Source organism: Selenomonas sp. GACV-9, from assembly GCA_900116485.1.
Taxonomy (GTDB): domain Bacteria; phylum Bacillota; class Negativicutes; order Selenomonadales; family Selenomonadaceae; genus Selenomonas_A; species Selenomonas_A ruminantium_G.
This window is the reverse complement of the sequence record FPAX01000017.1, coordinates 1-21125: the sequence shown is the minus strand read 5'-3', so window position 1 is coordinate 21125 and position 21125 is coordinate 1. Positions and strand designations below refer to the sequence as shown.

Annotated in this window: 22 protein-coding genes, 1 tRNA gene and 1 rRNA gene; 22 read left to right on the top strand and 2 right to left on the bottom strand. The window is 51.3% G+C overall.

The genetic code is table 11. From position 1 onward, the window contains the following. Positions 1–2 precede the first annotated feature (2 nt). Both nrdD and BM322_RS11280 read right to left on the bottom strand, forming a co-directional pair. Positions 3–287 carry an anaerobic ribonucleoside-triphosphate reductase gene (gene nrdD / locus BM322_RS11285; protein ID WP_075430526.1) on the bottom strand — a complete coding sequence of 95 codons (285 nt, stop codon included), beginning with the start codon at positions 285–287 and terminating at the stop codon, positions 3–5. A gap of 160 nt (positions 288–447) precedes the next feature. After that, positions 448–1482 carry a mechanosensitive ion channel family protein gene (locus tag BM322_RS11280; protein ID WP_075430576.1) on the bottom strand — a complete coding sequence of 345 codons (1035 nt, stop codon included), beginning with the start codon at positions 1480–1482 and terminating at the stop codon, positions 448–450. Between the two features lie 144 nt (positions 1483–1626). Here BM322_RS11280 and BM322_RS11275 point away from each other — a divergent pair, with 144 nt between their 5' ends. From BM322_RS11275 to BM322_RS11170, 22 genes are all read left to right on the top strand, one after another. After that, complete coding sequence (locus tag BM322_RS11275; protein WP_075430524.1) at positions 1627–2169, top strand: GNAT family N-acetyltransferase; 543 nt, start codon at positions 1627–1629, stop codon at positions 2167–2169. 189 nt (positions 2170–2358) lie between these two features. After that, a complete protein-coding gene (deoC, locus tag BM322_RS11270) occupies positions 2359–3018 on the top strand; it encodes a deoxyribose-phosphate aldolase (RefSeq protein WP_075430522.1) in 660 nt (219 codons plus the stop codon). Between the two features lie 29 nt (positions 3019–3047). Continuing rightward, positions 3048–4229: a phosphopentomutase gene (locus tag BM322_RS11265; RefSeq protein WP_075430520.1), complete on the top strand. Its 1182-nt coding sequence runs from the start codon at positions 3048–3050 to the stop codon at positions 4227–4229. A 50-nt stretch (positions 4230–4279) separates the two neighbouring features. After that, positions 4280–5602 (top strand): pyrimidine-nucleoside phosphorylase, encoded by a 1323-nt coding sequence (locus BM322_RS11260; RefSeq protein WP_075430518.1) that lies wholly within the window; start codon positions 4280–4282, stop codon positions 5600–5602. Between the two features lie 90 nt (positions 5603–5692). Beyond that, on the top strand, positions 5693–6079 hold the full coding sequence (locus tag BM322_RS11255; RefSeq protein WP_075430517.1) for a cytidine deaminase: 387 nt from the start codon (positions 5693–5695) through the stop codon (positions 6077–6079). Between the two features lie 93 nt (positions 6080–6172). Further along, positions 6173–7372, top strand: a complete 1200-nt coding sequence (locus BM322_RS11250; protein WP_075430515.1) for a NupC/NupG family nucleoside CNT transporter — start codon at positions 6173–6175, stop codon at positions 7370–7372. A gap of 153 nt (positions 7373–7525) precedes the next feature. After that, entirely contained in the window at positions 7526–7912 is a 387-nt protein-coding gene (locus BM322_RS11245; RefSeq protein WP_075430513.1) for a response regulator, read from the top strand. Further along, positions 7902–8549 (top strand): hypothetical protein, encoded by a 648-nt coding sequence (locus BM322_RS11240; protein WP_075430511.1) that lies wholly within the window; start codon positions 7902–7904, stop codon positions 8547–8549. The genes BM322_RS11245 and BM322_RS11240 overlap by 11 nt, the downstream gene beginning before the upstream one ends. Positions 8550–8713: 164 nt before the next feature. Beyond that, positions 8714–8805: transfer RNA gene (locus BM322_RS11235), tRNA-Ser, on the top strand. 229 nt (positions 8806–9034) lie between these two features. Beyond that, positions 9035–10753 carry a DNA polymerase III subunit gamma/tau gene (gene dnaX, locus BM322_RS11230; protein WP_075430509.1) on the top strand — a complete coding sequence of 573 codons (1719 nt, stop codon included), beginning with the start codon at positions 9035–9037 and terminating at the stop codon, positions 10751–10753. Continuing rightward, positions 10750–11592 (top strand): MurR/RpiR family transcriptional regulator, encoded by an 843-nt coding sequence (locus tag BM322_RS11225; RefSeq protein WP_075430507.1) that lies wholly within the window; start codon positions 10750–10752, stop codon positions 11590–11592. The genes dnaX and BM322_RS11225 overlap by 4 nt, the downstream gene beginning before the upstream one ends. 257 nt (positions 11593–11849) lie before the next feature. Next, positions 11850–13193, top strand: coding sequence for a PTS sugar transporter subunit IIC (locus BM322_RS11220; protein ID WP_075430505.1), 1344 nt, complete (start codon positions 11850–11852; stop codon positions 13191–13193). A 22-nt stretch (positions 13194–13215) separates the two neighbouring features. Beyond that, complete coding sequence (locus BM322_RS11215) at positions 13216–14433, top strand: hypothetical protein (protein ID WP_143102236.1); 1218 nt, start codon at positions 13216–13218, stop codon at positions 14431–14433. A 59-nt stretch (positions 14434–14492) separates the two neighbouring features. Next, complete coding sequence (locus BM322_RS11210) at positions 14493–14795, top strand: PTS sugar transporter subunit IIB (RefSeq protein ID WP_075430501.1); 303 nt, start codon at positions 14493–14495, stop codon at positions 14793–14795. A gap of 9 nt (positions 14796–14804) precedes the next feature. After that, positions 14805–15128: a PTS lactose/cellobiose transporter subunit IIA gene (locus tag BM322_RS11205; protein ID WP_075430498.1), complete on the top strand. Its 324-nt coding sequence runs from the start codon at positions 14805–14807 to the stop codon at positions 15126–15128. A 2-nt stretch (positions 15129–15130) separates the two neighbouring features. After that, entirely contained in the window at positions 15131–16552 is a 1422-nt protein-coding gene (locus tag BM322_RS11200; protein ID WP_075430496.1) for a 6-phospho-beta-glucosidase, read from the top strand. 28 nt (positions 16553–16580) lie between these two features. Next, positions 16581–17378: a glycoside hydrolase family 16 protein gene (locus BM322_RS11195; protein ID WP_318254604.1), complete on the top strand. Its 798-nt coding sequence runs from the start codon at positions 16581–16583 to the stop codon at positions 17376–17378. 14 nt (positions 17379–17392) lie between these two features. Then, on the top strand, positions 17393–19186 hold the full coding sequence (locus tag BM322_RS11190; RefSeq protein WP_075430494.1) for a glycoside hydrolase family 9 protein: 1794 nt from the start codon (positions 17393–17395) through the stop codon (positions 19184–19186). Between the two features lie 204 nt (positions 19187–19390). Then, positions 19391–19726: a YbaB/EbfC family nucleoid-associated protein gene (locus tag BM322_RS11185; RefSeq protein WP_075430492.1), complete on the top strand. Its 336-nt coding sequence runs from the start codon at positions 19391–19393 to the stop codon at positions 19724–19726. A 2-nt stretch (positions 19727–19728) separates the two neighbouring features. Continuing rightward, a complete protein-coding gene (gene recR, locus BM322_RS11180; RefSeq protein ID WP_075430490.1) occupies positions 19729–20325 on the top strand; it encodes a recombination mediator RecR in 597 nt (198 codons plus the stop codon). After that, positions 20325–20558: a pro-sigmaK processing inhibitor BofA family protein gene (locus BM322_RS11175; protein WP_075430487.1), complete on the top strand. Its 234-nt coding sequence runs from the start codon at positions 20325–20327 to the stop codon at positions 20556–20558. Before recR ends, BM322_RS11175 begins: the two co-directional genes overlap by 1 nt. Before the next feature lie 447 nt (positions 20559–21005). Continuing rightward, positions 21006–21125: ribosomal RNA gene (locus BM322_RS11170) — 16S ribosomal RNA — on the top strand; the annotation flags it as partial.

Below are 21125 nucleotides of genomic sequence, written 5' to 3'. Positions count from 1 at the left end.
CGTCAATGCATGCCGTGTTTGACGCGGTCATGTTCCTCTGCCTGCTTGGCGTCGTTCCAACGATCGATCGTGCCGACGAGATAACCGGTAATGCGGCGGATGCGCTCGAATTTCTGCGGCTGCAGGACATAGTCGATATTTACCGTATCATCTTCAGCAGCCGAGATACGCAGCGTATCGACTTTTTCCTTGGTCTCGTTTTCGACATAGTCGATATAATTGACGATTTCCTGCTCGGAAACATCGGAAAGTCCTTCAATCGTTACATCAATACCATTTACTACCATGATAATCCCCCGTTCTTTTATGTGTGAAAGTGCGTATTCGCGCCAATCCTGTCGATGCAAGGCTTTTCTTGAATCTGAACAAATTATACAATATGTATGGGGTGATAGTCAATAGATACACTATATATTGTTATCCACAGATTATTTTCCCGCTTGTGGATTACGAGTGGATAACCGTGCGGATCGGGTACGGAATCTCGATTCCTTCCTCGCGATAGCGTTTGGTCAACGCCTTGATGAATTCATGTTTGAGGATGAATTGATGGTCGAAACGGCTCGAATGCATGAGTACATTGAAATTGATGCTCGAGTCACCGAAGGTGTGGAAACGGACGACAGGTTTGACGGTTACTGCTTTGTCGACTTCCTGCAAGATCTGTTCTGCGACTTCAATGGTCACGCGTTCGACTTTTTCCAGATCGCTGTTATAGGCAACGCCGATAGGAATCTTGATGACGATATCGCGGTACGGCATGCTGAAATTGGTGATGATGGAGGAGGCAATCTTTTGGTTCGGGATGACGACCATGTTGGAGTTGCCGGCGGGGACGATGGTCGTAAAGCGCCAGGTGATATCGGTGACGCGGCCTTCTTCACCGGTGCTCAACTGTATGTAGTCGCCGATGCGCAGCTGCTTGGAAAGGATGAGGTGCAGGCCGGAGAAGATGTTGGCCAGTGTTTCCTGCAACGAGAGGGCGACGGCCATACCACCAACACCGAGGGCAGTGAGGATCGGGGCAATCGAGATGCCATAATATTGAAGGATAACGAGACCGCCCATTGCGTAGATGATGCAGTTGACGATGGCATTCAAGAGCGTTGTCTTCGGCAGCTTCTGCTGGGAGCGCTCGATCTGCATATCGATGATGCCGCTTATCGCCCGGGCGATGACACGGGTAATCGAAAGGATGATGACGGTAAAGAGGATGTACGAGAAGATGCGTACTAGGGGTTCGATGATATTGATGGTGTTGACGATCCAATAGAGCCCGACAACAAGGCAGAGTGAGATCGGCACACCCTGCAGGGCGTTGATGAAGATATACTGCCAGGTGGCCTCATCAGTGTCGAGATGATGAGCCACGCGCTGCTTGATGATGCGGTTGATAGTGATGCCTGCTGTAAGTGAGGCAGCCAGGATGCAGCCGGGGATAATCAGCATCTCCAAGAGATGCGCCCAGTTGATTGCGGTCATCCATTCTGAATTCGGCAAAAAAATTACCTCCTTAATTGTTATCTTGGTGATAGTGTTACTTGAACTTGAAAATATCTCTAATTATACTATACCTATGTGAAAAGAAAAGCTGAATTTCATTGATGCAGGAAATGGAGTGATAGTATGGCAGAAATCTTGCAGTCTGGAGAGCGTTTGCAGCTGCGCCGGGCAGACCTTAGTGACTTAGATTATATCATGAAACTGGAATACGAGCCGGAAAACCTCAAGTTCATCGTGCCCTTTGACCGTGAATTCCATACGCGGATCATTACGGACAGCAAGGCGGCGATGGATGTCATCGTCGAGGAGAAAGCCACAGGTGAGGCTGTTGGCTACCTGATGATCAACGGACTGACGACACCTGCTAAGGAAATCGAGTGGACGCATGTCATCATCGGCAAGAAGGGGCAGGGCTATGGTCATGAGGCGATGAGATTGCTGAAGGCCTGGGCCTTTGACACGCTGGGCTTTCATCGTGCCTGGCTCGACTGCAAGGACTACAATGCGCGGGCCTTGCATCTCTATGAATCCGAGGGCATGCTGCGCGAAGGGCTGATTCGCGAGACCATCTTGACCAATGGCATCTATGAGAATCTCGTGATACTGGGTATCCTCGACCGGGAATACCAGGCCCGCAAGGAGCAGGGGCTGGAGCTTGGCTGCTGATTCGTGGTAAAAATATGAAAATAGGACACATTACTTGAAAAACACGACAGAATGCGTGGTACTTCAAGACATGTGTCCTTTTATTATGCGAGGGAAAGCGATACAATAATAGCAACAAAGGGAAACATGATGATGGACCCCGTCAATCATCGTAAACATAGTGACCTATGTAATTGGGAGGAATAATTCATGAAAGCAACGGAAATCTTAGCCTGTGTCGATCATACGTATCTGAAACAGACGGCAACCTGGGCCGATATCGAGAAGATCTGCGATGAGGCAGTGGCATATCATACAGCTACGGTCATGGTGCCGTCCTGCTTTATCCCGCGCATCCAGGAAAAGTATGGAGAGACCTTAAAGATTGCCACGGTCGTCGGTTTCCCGAACGGCAACTGCAATACGGCTGCTAAGATTGCGGAGACGGCGCAGGCCCTGGCCGATGGTGCTGTGGAAATCGATATGGTCATCAACATCGGCATGCTCAAGGCTGGTGAGATGGACTATGTCACCGACGAGATCCGTGCCCTCAAGCGTCTCTGCGGTGAGCGTGTGCTTAAGGTAATCGTTGAGACTTGTTTCCTGACCGAGGAAGAAAAGATTGCTGCCTGCGAGTGTGTGACGAAGGCCGGGGCCGACATCATCAAGACGTCGACGGGTTTTGGTTCGGCTGGTGCCAAGCTGGAGGACATCGAGCTCTTCAAGAAACACATTGGCGCAGGTGTTGAGATGAAGGCTGCTGGCGGCATCCACACCCGCGAAGAGATGGAAGCATTCCTCAAGGCTGGCTGCACGCGGCTTGGTGCCAGCGCAGCCGTAAAGGTCCTCAAAGACGAAATCGATAAATGATGGCAGAGGCCAGGAAGGGAAGGTCAAAAATGAGTAAGTTCAAACGCGCGTTCATTATCGTGCTCGATAGCTATGGCATCGGCCGTGAGCCGGATGCTCCGGAGTTCGGCGATGATGTCTGCAATACGCTCAAATCCATCGCCGCATCGCCGAAATACGATACGCCGAATATGAAGAAACTCGGCTTGTTCAACATCGATGGTGTTGATTGCGGCACGCCTGAGGCAGAGCCGATTGGCGCTTTTGCCCGTCTGCGTGAGCTCTCGCGCGGCAAGGATACGACGACTGGCCATTGGGAAATCGCTGGCATCATATCGGAGCGGCCGATGCCGACGTATCCTGATGGATTCCCGGCGGATCTCATAGCAAAGCTCGAGCAGGCCTTCGGCAAGAAGATCCTCTGCAACAAGCCGTATTCCGGCACGCAGGTCATCCATGACTACGGTCAGGAGCAGGAGAAGACGGGGGGACTCATCGTCTACACGTCGGCGGACAGCGTGTTCCAGATTGCTGCCAACGAGGCCGATGTTCCGGTGGAGGAGCTTTACGGCTACTGCAAGACGGCCCGTGAGATCCTGCAGGGGGAGCATGGTGTCGGCCGTGTCATTGCCCGTCCGTATGTTGGCAAATTCCCGGATTATACGCGCACCTCGCGCCGTCATGATTTCTCCCTTGACCCGACGGGGGATACGATGATGGATGCCCTGCAGCGCAAGGGACTGGCTACCATTGGTGTCGGCAAGATCTCGGATATCTTTGCCGGCCGCAGCATCAGCCGCAGCTTGGGCATCAACAAGGACAATGTCGATGGCATGGAAAAGACACTGAAACTCATGGATGAGGATTTCACGGGGCTTTGCTTCGTAAACCTCGTCGACTTCGACATGCAGTATGGCCATCGCCGCGATATCGATGGCTATGCTGAGGCTGCTACGGTCTTTGACCGTCAGCTCGGTGAGTTCATGGCCAAGATGCGTGATGATGACGTGCTGATGATCACGGCTGACCATGGCTGCGATCCAGGGGCACCGGGCACTGACCATACGCGTGAGTACGTGCCATTGCTCGTCTATGGCAAACAGATCAAGGCGGGACTGAACCTCGGTACCTATCCGACCTTTGCGATGATTGGCGCAACGATTGCGGATATGTTTGATTGCGAGCTCAAGACCAAGGGCGAAAGCCTGCTGCCGCGTCTGGTACAAGACTGATAATAAGGGGGAGCAGCTGCTCCCCTGTAACATAAAGGAGATATGCAGCTATGAGAATGTATGATCTTATCACGAAGAAAAAACATGGCGAGGTCCTGACGGATGAGGAAATCCAGTTCATGATCACTGGCTATGTCAATGGCGAGATTCCTGACTATCAGATGTCGGCGATGACGATGGCTATCTGGTTCAACGGCATGAACGACCATGAAATCACGGAACTCACGAAGGTCATGGCGCAGTCTGGCGATATGATCGACCTTTCGGCCATTGCAGGCAAGAAGGTTGACAAGCATTCGACGGGCGGTGTCGGCGATAAGACGACGCTGATCGTAGCACCTATCGTAGCTGCCTGCGGCGGCAAGGTCGCCAAGATGTCCGGCCGTGGCCTCGGCCATACGGGCGGCACGGTGGACAAGCTCGAGGCAATCCCAGGCTATCGCACGGTGCTGAACCGCAAGGAATTCTTCGATACGGTCAACAAATGCGGCATGAGTCTCATCGGCCAGTCGGGCAATCTGGCACCGGCTGACAAGAAACTCTATGCGTTGCGCGATGTCACGGCAACTGTTGACAGCATTCCGCTCATTGCCTCATCTATCATGAGCAAGAAACTCGCGGCTGGCAGCGACTGCATCCTGCTGGATGTCAAGACGGGCAGCGGTGCCTTCATGAAGACGCTGGATGATTCGATCAAGCTGGCACAGACGATGGTTGCCATCGGTGAGGGCGCTGGCCGCCGCACGGTAGCACTGATTACCGATATGGATACGCCGCTGGGCTTTGGCATTGGCAACAGCCTTGAGGTCATGGAGTCGATGGATGTCCTCAAGGGACATGGTCCGGCAGACCTCACCGAGGTTTCGCTGCAGCTGGCTGAGAACATGCTCTATCTCGTTGGCAAGGGAACGATTGAAGAGTGCCGGGCAATGGCTGAGAAGGCTATTGCTGATGGCAGTGCCTTTGAGACTTTCTGCACGATGGTTCGCGAGCAGGGCGGCGATGACTCTGTACTGCGCGACTACGAGAAGTTTGCGCAGGCTCCGTATAAGCAGGAAATCCTGGCCGAGCGCGATGGTTTCATCACCAAGATGAATGCGGAGCAGATTGGTGAGACGTCGGTCATCCTCGGTGCTGGCCGTGAGACCAAGGACAGCGATATTGACTTCTCGGCTGGCCTTGTGCTGCACAAGAAATATGGCGATGCGGTCAAGAAGGGTGACAGTCTTGTTACGCTCTACACGTCTAAGGAAGAGTCCCTCAAGGGGGCAGAGCGCCTATATCGTGAGGCTGTTGTCATTGGCGATACGCAGCCGGAGAAAGAGCCGCTGGTCTATGCACGTGTCGAGAAAGACAAAGTCGAGAAATATTGATTTACTAGTGGATAGGGGAATGCCTCCTCGGGAGGCATTTTTCTATCGAAGAAATTGTCAATAAATTTTGTATTGAGGGAGTGTTTTTGCGTGGAAGATAAAGAACTGATTGAGGTCGCGAGAAAGTATCGTGAATTCTCCTACAGCCCGTATTCCAAGTTCAAGGTCGGTGCGGCAGTATTGACGAAAAAGGGCAATGTCTACGGTGGCTGCAATATCGAGAATTCCAGCTATCCAGTGACTAACTGTGCGGAACGCACGGCTATCTTCAAGGCGGTTTCAGAGGGAGAGCGTGAAATCGAGGCCATTGCCCTCATCGCTGACACCGAGGGGCCATGCTCGCCCTGTGGCGCTTGCCGCCAGGTTATGGGTGAGTTCCATATCAACCGCATCATCATGGCAAATCTCAAGGGGGATGTAAAGGTAGCTACACTGGAGGAAGTCCTGCCGTTTGCGTTCTCAGAAAAAGATCTCTGATTCGTAGATACAATTTGACAATACCAGACGCGTGTGCGAAAATAGGACTCGTGTCCTTATTTCTCATAATGCTAAAAGGGGAGAAAGAAAAAGATGTATTTCATTATCAATCTTCTTGGCGTCGTGGTCTTTCTGGCCATTGGCGTTCTTTTATCCAAGAAACGTAAAGAGATTCAGTGGCGCTGTGTTGGTGCGCTGTTGCTTTTGAACGTATTCATCGCCTGGTTCCTGACGACGTTCCCAATCGGCCGTGATATCGTATCGGGGGCGGCTGCAGGTTTCGTCTGGCTCGTCAGTGTCGCTTATGACGGTATTGCCTTCGCATTCCCGGATTGGGTACATGTTGAGCAGATGAACTTCTTCACTTCGGCACTGCTGCCAATCCTGCTGGTTGTACCATTGTTCGATATCCTGACGTATATCGGCATCCTGCCGTTTGTTATCCGCTGGATTGGCAAGGCGCTTGCCTTTGTCACGCGCACGCCGAAGTTTGAGTCCTTCTTTGCCATCGAGATGATGTTCCTTGGCAACACGGAGGCATTGGCCGTTTCCACGCTGCAGCTCAACCGCATGAAGGCTGACCGTAACCTGACGCTGGCCATGATGTCCATGAGCTGCGTAACGGCTGCTCTGATTGGTGTCTATACGAAGATGATGCCGGCAGAGTTCATCCTGACGGCTGTGCCGCTCAACTGCATCAACGCGTTGATTGTCTCGAATCTGCTGCATCCGGTCAAGGTCTCGGAGCAGGAAGATGTCATTGCTACGCTGAATGATAATGGCGCTGAGCGTCAGCCGTTCTTCTCCTTCCTTGGCAACTCCATCCTTGGGGCTGGCCGTCTGGTACTCATCATCTGCGCAAACGTCATCGCTTTCGTGGCGCTGGCTGCACTTATCGATAAGCTCCTCGTGCTGATTCATCCATCGGTTACCCTCGAGAACATTCTTGGCTGCATCATGTTCCCGTTTGCCTGGCTGCTCGGTTTGGATGCTGGTGAGGCATTCCAGCTGGCACAGTACATGGGCACGAAACTCATCACGAACGAGTTCGTCGTCATGCTCAATGTCAAGGATATCATGTCTGGCTTCAGCATGCACATGCAGGGTGTCCTGACTGTATTCATCACGTCCTTTGCCAACTTCTCGACGGTCGGTATGATCATCGGCTGTTTCAAGGGCATTGTCGATGAGGACAAGAACGACCTGATTTCCCGCAATGTCGGCTACATGCTGCTTTCGGGTATCCTGGTTTCGCTGCTGTCGGCAGGCATCGCTGGTCTTTTCATCTGGTAATCGTATCAACAAGAGAACCTGATTTTTATCAGGTTCTTTTTTATTGGTCGGGAAGGAGTTTATGTATGGCCTGCCGAATTAATACAGAGTATCGATGTAATGGAATGTCTAGTGGATTTGGGATGGACATATACAGCTTAGGGGGCGTTAATTTTGGATAGAAAACTTAAAGTGTTGATTACGGATGATTCCAAGATGCTGCGCAAGAAACTGCGGGCAGAGCTTGAGGCTTTGAACTGTGAGGTCCTCGAGGCTGAGAACGGCAAAGAAGCAGTCATGCTGAATCTGCAGGAATCCATCGACTGCATCTTCTTGGATATCGTGATGCCAGAAGTTGGAGGCATTGAGGCATTGCAGGTCATTAAGGAAGTGAATCCTGACCTGCCGGTTGTCATGCTGTCCTCGGCAGGTACACCGCAGAAACTCATGATAACCCTCAAGATGGGAGCGATGGACTTCATCCAGAAACCATACTCCAGCGACCAGATCAAGAAGACCATCGAGACGGTCCGAAAGAAGGTCGCTGCGAATGGCAATTAACTACAACATTGCACAGTGCCTGCTCAATGAGGAGAAACATAGTCCTGATGAGATCCAGGTACTGCTCAAACAAGGCGAAGAAAATGAAGGGGCCATGGTACGGCTGCTGCCAAAAGTGGAGACCATTGATACGCGGCCGGTGCGTACGGCAGTGTTGCGGGCAGCAGGCGATGGCTATGAAGACAAGCAGCTGTCGCTATATATCACTTACGTAGAGATTTTTATCGAGAAACTGCGTGAGCTTGTGCGTACGGAGGCTGTTATCGCGCAGGACCCCTGTGTGGAGCTGGAAACAGCACCTGCCTATGCGGTATCGGTCCGCATCGATGGGGATTACGAATTCGTCGGTGGCGTTGTGGCAAGTGAACCGGTCTTTATTGAGCTGGCACGCCGCTACAGTGGTGACGATACCCTGCAGGAAGTCGACGATATGGCGATTGATGCTTGTGCAGAGTTCCTCAATGTGGTGCAAGGCCTGTTTTCTGTGACGATGGCCAGGCAGAATCTTGAGGGAGAGCTGCAGCTGCCGCGATGGAGACAGGATATCGAGCCACATGGGAATTGTCAGCTGTGTCTGCGTGTCTATACTTCCTTTGGTGCTTTTCAGATTGTACTGGCTGTTGATGAGTTTTTTTGATATAATGAGGGGCAGAGTAACTGCTCCTTTTCTTTTGTAAAAGTTTTTTGCATTATTTTAGAAAAAAGTATTGACAGATGTTACTTGAGCCGCTATAATAAATTCTGTTGTTAAGCGACAAGCTTGATGACGAAAAATGAATAGCTTACATTGTAGAGCATTGTGGAGAGTTGTCCGAGTGGTTGAAGGAGCACGCCTGGAAAGCGTGTATACGGTGAACGCTGTATCGAGAGTTCGAATCTCTCACTCTCCGCCATTTTTTTATTCATTTTTACAATAATGATTCTTTTTCAGGTCGGGCCATAGTGTCTGGGTCTTGCGCAATGGAGTCCTGCGAACCTCGTCAGGTCCGGAAGGAAGCAGCGATAAGCGGATCGCTTCATGTGCCGCAAGGTCGCCTGGGGACTGTGGTCCGACGTGGAAAAGAATAAGGATAGCGGTTGGCTATCCTTTTTTTGTGTACGGAGAGTTAGGGGGAACAGGTTATGGCATATATTGCCTTGTACCGCAAATGGCGTCCGGGCAGTTTCAAGGATCTGGTGGGACAGGAACATATCAGCCGGACATTGTCCAATGCGATCACATCAGGGCGCATCGGTCATGCCTATCTGTTTTCGGGGCCGCGTGGTACTGGTAAGACCAGTACCGCCAAGATCCTTGCCAAGGCACTGAACTGTGAGCATGGACCGACGCCTGATCCATGTGGCGAGTGCGAGCAGTGCCGCAAGATAAACGATGGCTCGTCGATGGATGTCTTTGAGATCGATGCGGCATCGAACCGTGGTATCGATGAGATCCGCGATTTGCGTGAGACCGTGAAATTTGCGCCAGTTGATGGCCGGTATAAAGTCTACATCATCGACGAGGTGCATATGCTGACCTCGGAGGCCTTCAATGCTCTGCTCAAGACACTCGAAGAGCCGCCGGCCCATGTTGTCTTTATCCTAGCGACCACAGAGGCTCATAAGGTGCCGGCGACGATCCAGTCCCGCTGCCAGCGCTATGATTTCAAGCGCATCACGGTGGAGGAAATCCGCGAGCGGCTTAGCTATGTGGCGCAGGAAATGCAGCTTGATGCCGAAGATGAGGCCTTGACGATGATTGCTGTGCAGGCCGATGGAGGTCTGCGTGATGCGCTCTCAATTCTCGATCAGTGCTCGGCACTGGCTGAGGGGAAGATTACATCTGAGCGCGTGCGGCAGATCCTGGGTCTCGTCGGGCATGACTGGATCTATCGCATGACGACAGCACTAGCTGAGCATAAGGCGCAGGAAGTCCTTCAAATCATTGCTGAACTATTGCGTGATGGCAAGGATCTCAAGCAGATCGTGGCGGAGCTGTCGTTGCATTTGCGCAGCCTGATGATCTATCAGGCTGCTGGCACAGTCGCGAATATGGACCTGTATGCTGAGCAGGATGAGGTGCTGAGGGAGCAGGCACAGCTGTTTACGGCTGAGCAGATCATGCAGATGATCAAAAGGCTGCATGAAGCGATGAATGAGATGAAGTGGTCGCCGCAGCCGCGGATTACGGTCGAGGTGGCATTGCTGGCGCTGTGCCGGCCGGCGGCTGCTGCAGTAACCGGTGTGGCAGCTGCATCAGCTGCTCCTGCAGAGGATTCCCGCATTGCCCAGCTGGAGGCAAAACTTGCACAGGTAACAGCGGCGCTGGCTGCAAGACCAGCTGCCCCAGCTGCTGTGGCAACAGCAGCTAAACGGCCGGCACTTGCGCGTCCACAGGTGGCAGTACCGGCAGCGCCGCCTGAGCCGGTAGAGGTCACAGCCGCCGATGCTGAGGTCTGGGATGCCTTGCTGCGCAAGCTGCGGGAGACCAATAAGATGCCAATCCTGGCCTGTGTGCAGCAGGGAACTTTTGCAGGCATGACGGAGAAACAATTCTTCATCCAGTTCAAGGGCAGCCTTATGGCATCCTTGACGATGCGCAATTATCGGCAGCAGCTCGAAGCCTTGCTGCAGGAGATTACAGGGCGTGAGCTGCATCTGTCGTGCAGTGGGGAAGATACGCCGATGGCACCGCCGCCGCGGCCGAAGCCGAAACCGCGGGCGGAAGCCATTCCGCTGCCGGAGGAACCGCCGGCCATTCCGGTCGATCTCAACGATATACCGCCGGAGGAACGAGCGCCGCTGGAGACGGCTTTCAACTATTTTGGTGACCATGTAGTAGAAATCGAGGATGACAAATGACTGGTTTAGTGAAGCAACTGCAGGAGAAGACAGGGTTTTCTGAGTCTGAGGCAATGATCGCGGATTATCTGCTGACGCATTTTCGCATGCTGCCGGGGATGTCCACACGTCAGCTCGCCAAGGAGACATTTACGAGTTCGGCAGCTATTGTCCGCTTCAGTCAAAAACTCGGGTTTGGCGGCTATACGGAGTTTCGCGTCAAATTCCTGGCAGAGATGATGCGTTATATCGAGCGGCCGCATGGTGATGAACTCATCATGACGGATCGCGACTCGGTACATTCGCTGCTCGACAAGGTTACGAGCATCGAGCTTGATGCCATCAAGGATACGCGTACGATGCTCGATCCTGCCGACTTCGTGCGGGCACTGACGCTGCTCAATAAGACAGACCATGTGGATTTCTATGCGACGGATAACAATATCAACATCGCGAATATGGCCGCTGCAGGTTTCATCATGGCCAATAAGTGCTCAACGGTACATCCTGCTATGACGATGCAGTATCTGCAGGCGACGGGGGCACCGAAGGATCATGTGGCGTTCCTTATCAGCAGGACTGGCGAGAACCGCATGTTGCTCGATATCGCGCATCTGCTGAAGATGCGTGGTAATCCAATCCTCCTGCTGACGGCAGCACCGCAATCTTCCCTGGCGTCGATGGCTGATGTAGTCTTTCCTGTGGCGACGGCCAAAGCGATGGAGGAATTGGGGCCACGCCTGTTCCTGCTGACGGCGAAATACGTGACTGATATCCTGTTTGCGGTGCTGATGACGCGCGTTGACTATAAGAATGCGCAGCAGAAAGACCAGTGGCTCAATAAGCATTTCTATTTTTAATGTTTATTCTAAGACTTCCCTGCAGGGGAGTCTTTTTTTTATGCAATAACGACGTAATATTATGAATAAAAGCAATATATGTAACAGTGCTACATGACTGGGAATTATCTGTCAAGGGGATTTGAATCAGTGTTTCTTATTGGTTTGGCGTTATTGTGCGTAAAAAGCAGGACATGCTATATTAGACTTACCTTAAGGGGAAGGAGCTGGGCGCACAGCTCCATGGTTACAGATTATTGGAAAAGAGGAAAAAGAACATGAGTAAACAAGAACTATTCGATAAGTTTATCGAATTCATGGGAGAGTTCGCTCAGATTCGTGCTGTAGCAGCTCTACGTGATGGCTTCATCATGACGACGCCATTCACGATTTGCGGTTCGGTATTCCTGCTGCTCGCAAATATGCCAATCCCAGGTTATGCAGAATTCATGGCTTCGCTGTTCGGCAATGACTGGACGGCACCGCTCAATGCTGTTGCTGGCGGCACGTTTAGCGTATTAGCACTTATCGTAGTTTTGTCTATCACTTATAAATATGTGGAAAATGAAGGCTGTGATGCCATCATGGCGTCAATCCTGGCATTGTCCACATTCCTTATCCTGCTGCCACCGGCAATCATCACCAAAGGTGGGGAGACTGTTGGTGATATCATCCCGAAGGCATGGGCAGGCAGTAATGGTGTCATTACGGCAATCATCATTGCTTTCTTCGTCTCGTATGTATTCTGCTACTGCGAAAAGAACCACATCGGCATCAAGATGCCGGATTCCGTACCTTCTGGTGTTGCCAAGGCTTTCACGGCACTGGTACCGGGCATGATCTTCTTCACGACGGCATCGATTCTCTATGGTCTTTGCCATTATATCGGTGCTACGACGCTGCCGGAACTCATCTTCAAGGTTATCCAGACGCCGTTGCAGGGGCTTTCGGACTCGCTGGCTGGCGGTTCCATCATCGTTGGTCTCCAGAGCATCCTGTTCTGGGCTGGTATCCATGGTCCGAACGTTGTCGGCGGTGTAGTAAGCCCGCTGTTGATTGCGAACTCCCTCGATAACCAGCACATCCTTGACGCAGGCATGAGCCTTATCAACAACCCGCAGGCGAAGATTTTCACCTGCCAGATCAACGACGTATTCGTCAAGAGCGGCGGCTGTGGCCTGACGCTTGGCCTCTTGATTGCTGGTGCCATCACAGCCCGTTCACAGCAGCTCAAATCGCTGATGAAGATGGCCTTTGTTCCGGGACTCTTCAATATCAATGAGCCGATCATCTTCGGTCTGCCGATTGTCTTCAACCCGTATCTGCTGGTTCCGTTCATCCTGGTACCGCTGCTGGCTATGTTTGTCACGTACTTCTCGATTTCGCTGGGCTTCATGGCTCCGTTCAGTGCCGTACAGGTTCCTTGGACGACGCCGCCAGTTATCGCTGGTTTCCTGCTCGGCGGCTGGCAGGGCGCTGTGGTGCAGATCGTGAACCTTGCCATCGCTACGGCTGTCTACTTCCCGTTCCTCAAGGCACAGGATAATGCCTTCCTTAAAGAGGAGCGCGGTGAGCAGGCCGAGGAGAACGCAGAGAATACGGATGCTGTTGTAGAACACTGAGAATAAGGGGAGTTGGATGATGATGAATCGCAAGAAAACGGGAGCTATCTTGCTTGGTTTGACCATGGGGCTTACGGGAACGGCATTTGCCGCACCGGCTGAAGAGGGCGATATCAGCGCCCGCATCGCGGCCATCGAGGCACAGCAGCAGCAGCTCGCTGCACAGCTCGAGGCACTCAAGGCTGAAAACAGCAAGCTCAAGGCCGAGAAAGCAGAGACGGATAACAAGGTCAACGAAGTCAAGAAGGAACAGGATCGTGTCAAAGTCTACGGTTTTGTACGCGCATCGTGGGATAAGGATACGGCACGTGGTCAGGCTGCTGCGTGGAGGGATGAAAAAGAAACTTCCCGTTACTATCTGAACTTGATGGGCGACCTCAAGATCAATGATGAATGGACTGGTCATTTCCAGAGTGAGACAAATCAGCGTTTTGCCCACAGCACAACCGATGGAAAATTGAAAAAGGAAGATGGTCAGATTCAGCGCATCTGGCTTAGCGGCAACCTCAAGAACGGTCTGCAGATCAATGCAGGCCGCAAATGGAGCCCACTCGGCATGCAGTTCTCGTTGATTGGCTGCACGACAAGTGGTATCGATGTCAGCTATCCCATCACGAAACAGGGCCTGCGCGCCGGTGCATTCTACTATGCGATGGCTGAATATCCAGAGGCTGATTTCTCTATGTATGGACCAACGCTTAGCGGTCCGATTGGTCATAATTTTGATATCAATATTGCTTATGCAAAACTCAATAAAGGCCGTACAGAAATCATAAACAAGGCATGGGGAGCTACAGAAAAGAACCCTTATGGTGATCAAGCGTTTGTTATCAGCGGCGCTACCAATGTTGCCAAGAATCTGCGTTTGACGGCTGATTATGTTCAGACAAATCATAAGGCTGATCCGGGGCATGATGATGAGAACCGTGCATATCTTGCTCGCCTTGATTATAAATGGACGAATCCGTCGGTAGTTGGTTCTTTTGGTGCTTATCTGCGCTATCATAATATCCAGGCCCATGGTAATATCTGGGCAGATGATGCTTGGGGGTCGCTGCTCAAGAATTCCAGAGGTTGGACGATTGGTTTCAAATATGTACCATGGAAGAATATTGAATGGGAAACATTCTATCAGATTTCTGAGTGCAATATGTCACCATGGCAGGCTACTGGCACTACTTCAGGGGAAAATAGATTCACGCGTAACCTTATCCGCACCCAGCTCGATTACCATTTCTAAGCAAAATATGTCAATACTATAGTTTTCCAAGTCAAAAGGTTCAAAGGGGAGAGTTTATCATGAAAAAGATTGTTTTACTTTGTGCATCGGGGATGTCCACGAGCATGCTGGTCAAGAAGATGAAAGAGGCCGCTGCTGCAGATAACTACGATTGCTCCATCGATGCTTTCTCGGCATCGGAGGCAGCAACGAAGGCCGCAGATGCTGACTGTGTCCTGCTGGGACCACAGATCCGTTTCCAGAAGAACAAGATTGCTGAGCAGATTCCGGGGATTCCGGTGGATGCTATCGACATGCGCATGTATGGCCGCATGGATGGCAAGGGTGCTCTGGATTTCGCGCGTAAACTTATGAAGGATTGAGGTTTTATAATGGAAGGTTTGGAACTTACTGCATTTCAGATTATTTCGGCTGTCGGCACGGCCCGCAGCTGCTACATTGAGGCCATTCAGGAGGCCAAGAAAGGCAACTACGAATCGGCAGAGAAACTTATCAAAGATGGCGATGAGGCATTTGTTGAGGGCCATGATGCCCATGCCGGGCTCCTGCAGAAGGAGGCTTCTGGTGAGGGGGGCAACATCAATCTGCTGATTCTCCATGCCGAAGATCAGCTCATGAGTGCTGAGGGCTTTAAGACGATTGCATTGGAATTCATCGAAGTGTATAAGCGCTTTGATGCTGAGAAGGAGGCCTGATTATGAGTTTCCCAAAAGGTTTCCTCTGGGGCGGCGCAGTAGCAGCCCATCAGCTTGAAGGTGGCTGGAAAGAAGGCGGCAAAGGCATAAGCGTTGCCGATGTCATGACGGTCGGCGGTCCTGGCAAACCGCGTGAGATCACCGATGGTGTCCTGCCAGGCAAGATCTATCCGAATCATGAGGCAATCGAATTCTATTCGCATTATAAAGAGGATATCGCTCTGCTGGCCAAGCTGGGTTTCAAATGCTTCCGTACAAGTATTGCCTGGACGCGCATTTTCCCGAATGGTGATGAGCTCGAGCCGAATGAAGAAGGTCTGAAGTTCTACGATGATCTCTTCGATGAAATGCTCAAGTATGGCATGGAACCGGTCATCACGCTCTCACATTTCGAGATGCCGTATCATCTGGTCAAAGAATATGGTGGCTGGCGCAATCGCAAGCTCGTCGATATGTTTGTCCGTTTTGCTGTTGCTTGCTTTGAACGCTATAAAGACAAGGTAAAATACTGGATGACGTTCAATGAAATCAACAATCAGCGCAATGTCGATGACGCGTTTGCTCCGTTCACGAATTCGGGTGTGGTCTATAAAGAGGGCGAGGATCGCTATCAGGTTCTCTATCAGGTTGCGCATCATGAATTCGTCGCGTCGGCTAAAGCGGTTATCGAGGGGCATAAAATCAATCCGGATTTCCAGATTGGCTGCATGCTTGCGATGTCGCCTGTCTATCCGGCCACGTCCAAACCCCTTGACCAGATGGCAGCACTCAAGGAGATGGACCGTACCTTCTACTATGGCGATGTCCAGTGCCGTGGCCATTACCCGCAGTATATGCTCAAAGAGTGGGAGAACCGTGGCTATCATATCGAGATGGAAGACGGGGATCTGGCCTTGCTGGAGGAAGGCAAGGTAGATTATTTTGCCCTGTCCTACTATATGAGCTTTGTCAGTGAGTTTGACCCCGATGGCAAGATCCATATGGGCAAGGAAGTACCTAATCCATATGTCAAGGCATCGGATTGGGGTTGGCAGATCGACCCGGTTGGCCTGCGCTATACGCTCAATGTCCTGGCAGAACGCTATGAACTGCCGATGATGATCGTGGAAAACGGCATTGGCCTGCATGAAGAACCGGCTGAGGATGGTGTAGTACATGACGATGAACGCATCAAGTACTTTGCCGAGCATATTGCTCAGATGAAGGATGCCATCGAGAAAGACGGCATCACGCTGATGGGCTATTGCCCCTGGGGGCCGATCGACCTTGTCTCGGCCAGCACGGGTGAGATGGAGAAACGCTACGGTTTCATCTACGTTGACAAGAACAACAAAGGTGAGGGCACGCTGGCACGTAAACCGAAAAAATCCTTCTATTGGTATCAGAAAGTCATTGCCAGCAATGGCGAAGATCTAACGCATTGATTATGTAAAAAATCGGGAGGAATACGGAATGATGGATATTCGTAAGAAAGCCTTGGCAGTTGCAGTTCTCGCTGCGCTGGCAGCTCCAGTCTCTGTTTCATTGGACATGGTTTCACCGGCAGTCGTTTTTGCTGCTCCGGCAACGGAAACAAAAGCCAGTGATGCCTTTACGATTGACTTGACGAAGGGGGGGGAGAATGATATCTCCATCCCTTCGGATGGCTGGACGAATGGCAATCCGTTCAATGTATTCTGGCATAAAGAGAATGTTACTTTCAACGATGGCGCTATGCAGCTGGTAGTCAGCCCCTCGCCGAATCCGTCAGCCGATAAGGTGCCCTATTCTGGCGGCGAATACCGTACGAAAGGGTTTTATGGTTATGGACGTTTTGAGACGACCATGAAGGCCATCAAGAACGATGGTGTCGTTTCCTCGTTCTTTACCTGCACGGGCCCCTATGATAACGGCAACGACTGGGATGAGATCGACTTCGAGGTCCTGGGCAAGGACACCACGAAGGTCCAGCTCAACTACTTCCGCAAGGGTGTTGGCGGCCATGAGAAGATGATCGACCTTGGCTTTGATGCTTCGGAAGACTTCCACACGTATGTATTCGAGTGGCACAAGGATTCCATCATCTGGTATGTGGATGGTAAAGAAGTATACCGTGTCGAAGGGGGCGACCTGCCGTGCACGAAGGGCCGCATCCTTATGAACGCATGGTGTGGCAAAGGCGTCGATGAGTGGCTCAAGCCGTTCAAAGATGACAAGATGCCTCTCAAGGCTGAGTACAAGTCCATCAAGTATACGCCGTTTGCAGAATAAGGAGTGATAGTATCATGCAGAGCAAGAAAAGACTTTGCCGGCTGGTGCTGGCTGGAATTGCCATGCTAGGAACTTGCGGGATGGCATCCCTTACGGAGGCTGCCGATGCTGGCATGCATGTCGATCAGGTTGGTTACCTTACTGGCTATGAAAAAGTAGCTATGGTAACGGATTCCGGCGATACGGATTTCAGCGTAGTCGATGCCAAGACGGGGAAGGTTGTCTATACGGGGAAACTGTCGGCAGCCAAAGCGGATCCTCTGTCGGAGGAGACGCTGCGCCGGGCTGATTTCACGGGGTTTGATACGCCTGGTACTTATAAGCTCAAAGTCGGCAATCGTGAATCCTATGACTTTGCTATTGGCGATAATGTCTATGCAGTGCCGGCTGTGCAGACCTGGCGTTCCTATACGTTGACGCGCAGCGGCACGCCAATCGATGATGCGGACATCACGGGGCTCAAGGTGAAGAATGGCCATGCCCAGGATAAAGAGGCACAGGTCTACTTTACGGATAAGCTCAACAAGAAGGGCGATAAGATCGATGTGACGGGCGGCTGGTATGATGCCGGTGATTACGGCAAATACACGACGACGGCTGGCATCGCTGCTGCTGAGCTGCTGCTCGCCTATGAGGCGCATCCTGATCATTTCACGAAAGGTCAGCTGCTGTTCCCGAAAGGCATCCAGTATGATAAGAACCTGCCGGATGCACTCAATGAGGTCAAGTATGAGTTTGACTTCATGAAAAAGATGATGCGCAAGGATGGCAGCACGTTCCATAAGGTATCTGGTGCTCAGTGGCCAGGTTTTGACAAGAGCCCGGATACGGATACGCAGGATCGTTTCCTCTACAGCACCTGCTCGGCCAGCACGGCGATGTATGGTGCCAGCCTGGCCATCGGCGGTCGCGTCTATAAGGACTTCGATCAGGCGTATGCCAAGTCCTTGCTGAAGGATGCCGATAAGGTCTGGAACTATCTGTCCAAGACGAAAGAGTCGGTTTACCGTGTCGATGAAGGCCAGGAAAGTGGCTCGGGCCCGTACAATGATACGAATGATATTCAGGAGCGTCTGTGGATGGCCGCTGAAATGTTCCGTACAACGGGCGACAAGAAGTATGAGGAGTATCTCAAGGCCAATAAGGCAGAGCTTACGAAGGCTCCGGGATTCTTCACCTGGGACAATACGTTGGCACTGGCACAGTTTGCCTATGCGATGTCCAAGAATGCCGACGCTGGCCTGCAGGCTGAGGTAAAGAAGGCGTATCTTGATTATGCAGATATGATTGCTGGCAAGATTGCCAAAGACGGCTTTGGCTGCGCCCTTTCTAAAGAAGAATATACCTGGGCATCGACGAAAAATGCTGTGACGCAGGGCGATATGTTGCTTATGGCATATCAGCTTGAGCCGAAACAGGCTTATGTCGAAGGTGCTCTGTCACAGATCCATTACATGTTTGGCCGCAACTCGCTCGACAAGAGTTTCCTCACGGGCGCTGGTGCCAATCCGCCAGAGCATCCGCACAATCGCATCCATGAGAGTACGGGTGCCTATATCCCAGGTCTCTTAGTCGGTGGTCCGAATGCGGTATCGGGCGGCGATCCGGATCAGACGAAATACCTGGAAAGCGGCCATATCCCGACGGCAAAATCCTATTTGGATGTCCTGTCGTCCTGGTCTACGAATGAGTATGCTATCGATTATACGGGCACGGCAGCCTATGCTTTAGCATGGTTTGCTAAACCGGAAGCTCTTACGGCATCTCAGATAAAGCTTACGCGCGATTTCCCCGTCGTGGCGAAGTAAGATTCTCTTTTTCAAACCTATAGTAAAACTTTGGAAAACTGTTTCTGCGAAAAATCTCGCTGTCTTTCAGGCGGCGGGATTTTTTGTCCTGTATGCCTTTGTGGATTATGGTTGACGTTAGCACGTTATTTTGGTAGGCTAGAGGAAGTGAAAAAGAAAAGACAAGCATGCTGGCTTACAGCGTGTACTGAGAGGAGCAATAACATGTTTGGTGGAATGGGCAACATGGGCCAAATGGCCGGCATGATGAAAAAAGTCCAGAAAATGCAGAATGAAATGAAGAAGATGCAGGACGAACTAAAACGCAAGACCGTTGAAGTCACGGCTGGCGGCGGTGCAGTCAAGATCGTCATGAATGGCGAGAAACAGGTGCAGTCGCTGGTTATCGATCCGGCTGCCGTTGATCCAGAAGATGTCGAGATGCTGCAGGATTTGATTTCGGCGGCATTCAATGAGTCCATCAAGAAAGTAGACGATATGATGGCCTCTGAGATGGGCAAGCTGACGAGTGGTCTTGGCCTGCCTCCAGGGATGTTCTGATCGTGCAATACATTGCACCGCTTGCAAAACTGATAGAGCATTTTCGCGCACTGCCGGGGATTGGAAACAAGACGGCAGTGCGTCTTGCTTATCATGTGCTGGATATGGATGTGGAACAGGCGAAAGCCTTGGCCGGTGCTATCGTAGAGGCCAAAGAGAAAATCGGCTATTGCAATACCTGTTTCAATCTCAGCGATCAGAATCCCTGCGCAATCTGTGGCAGCGATCAGCGGGATCATTCGATCATCTGCGTGGTCGAGCAGCCGCAGGATGTCGCAGCTATGGAGCGCATGCGTGATTTTCACGGTGTCTATCATGTGCTTCATGGGGCTCTGTCGCCACTTGAGGGTGTGGGGCCTGACCAGATACGCATCAAAGAATTATTGAACCGCTTGGCTGATGATACAGTCAAGGAGGTCATCATGGCGACGAACCCGAATGTCGAGGGGGAGGCTACGGCCATGTATATTGCCAAACTGCTCAAGCCGATGGGCGTGAAAGTCACGCGCATTGCGCATGGTTTGCCGATTGGCGGTGACCTTGAGTATGCGGACGAGGTCACCTTGTCTAAGGCAATGGAAAATCGGAGGGAAATCTAATGGAAATCATTGTGGCCTTTGCCGTAGGCCTTATTGTACTCTGCTTGATTGGCAAGATCATTGCGCTGCCGATGAAATTGCTGTGGAAACTCATTACCAACAGTGTCGTCGGGGCAGTCCTGCTTTGGATTGTCAATCTGTTTGGCGCTGGTGTGCAGATTACCTTTGTGAAGGCTTTGATTGCCGGCGTATTAGGGGTGCCAGGTGTAATCATCGTTTTACTGATGAATTGATGGTGAAACAGGCTGCAGTGGATGATACTGCAGCCTGTTTTTTGTTTTTTTGAAAAAAGTGTTGACAAAGCAGGAAAAGACGTGTATCATAATACAAGTCGCTGAGAGATACGGCACAGGATGTGAATCCGCAAAGCCTTGATTGGCAAAGGGTTGAAACACATTGGTTCCGAATTCAGTCAAAAAGAATTTCAAAAAGTTCTTGACAGAGAAAACTCAACGCGATATAATAAACAAGTCGCTACGATGAGCGGCGCGGTTCGAAAGAACCAGAGATTGTTCTCTGAAAACTAAACAATGCAGAATGAATCATGCAACATGATTCAAGCCAGATGTTTGATGAAACTTCGGTTTCATATTCAAAACATCGATTGGTATGAACAACATAGCAATCGGCAATTTCTTACATAGAATAATTGAGAGCTTGATTGAGTTCTTCAATATGATTTATTGGAGAGTTTGATCCTGGCTCAGGACGAACGCTGGCGGCGTGCTTAACACATGCAAGTCGAACGAGACGATTGAAAGCTTGCTTTTGAGAGTCGAGTGGCAAACGGGTGAGTAACG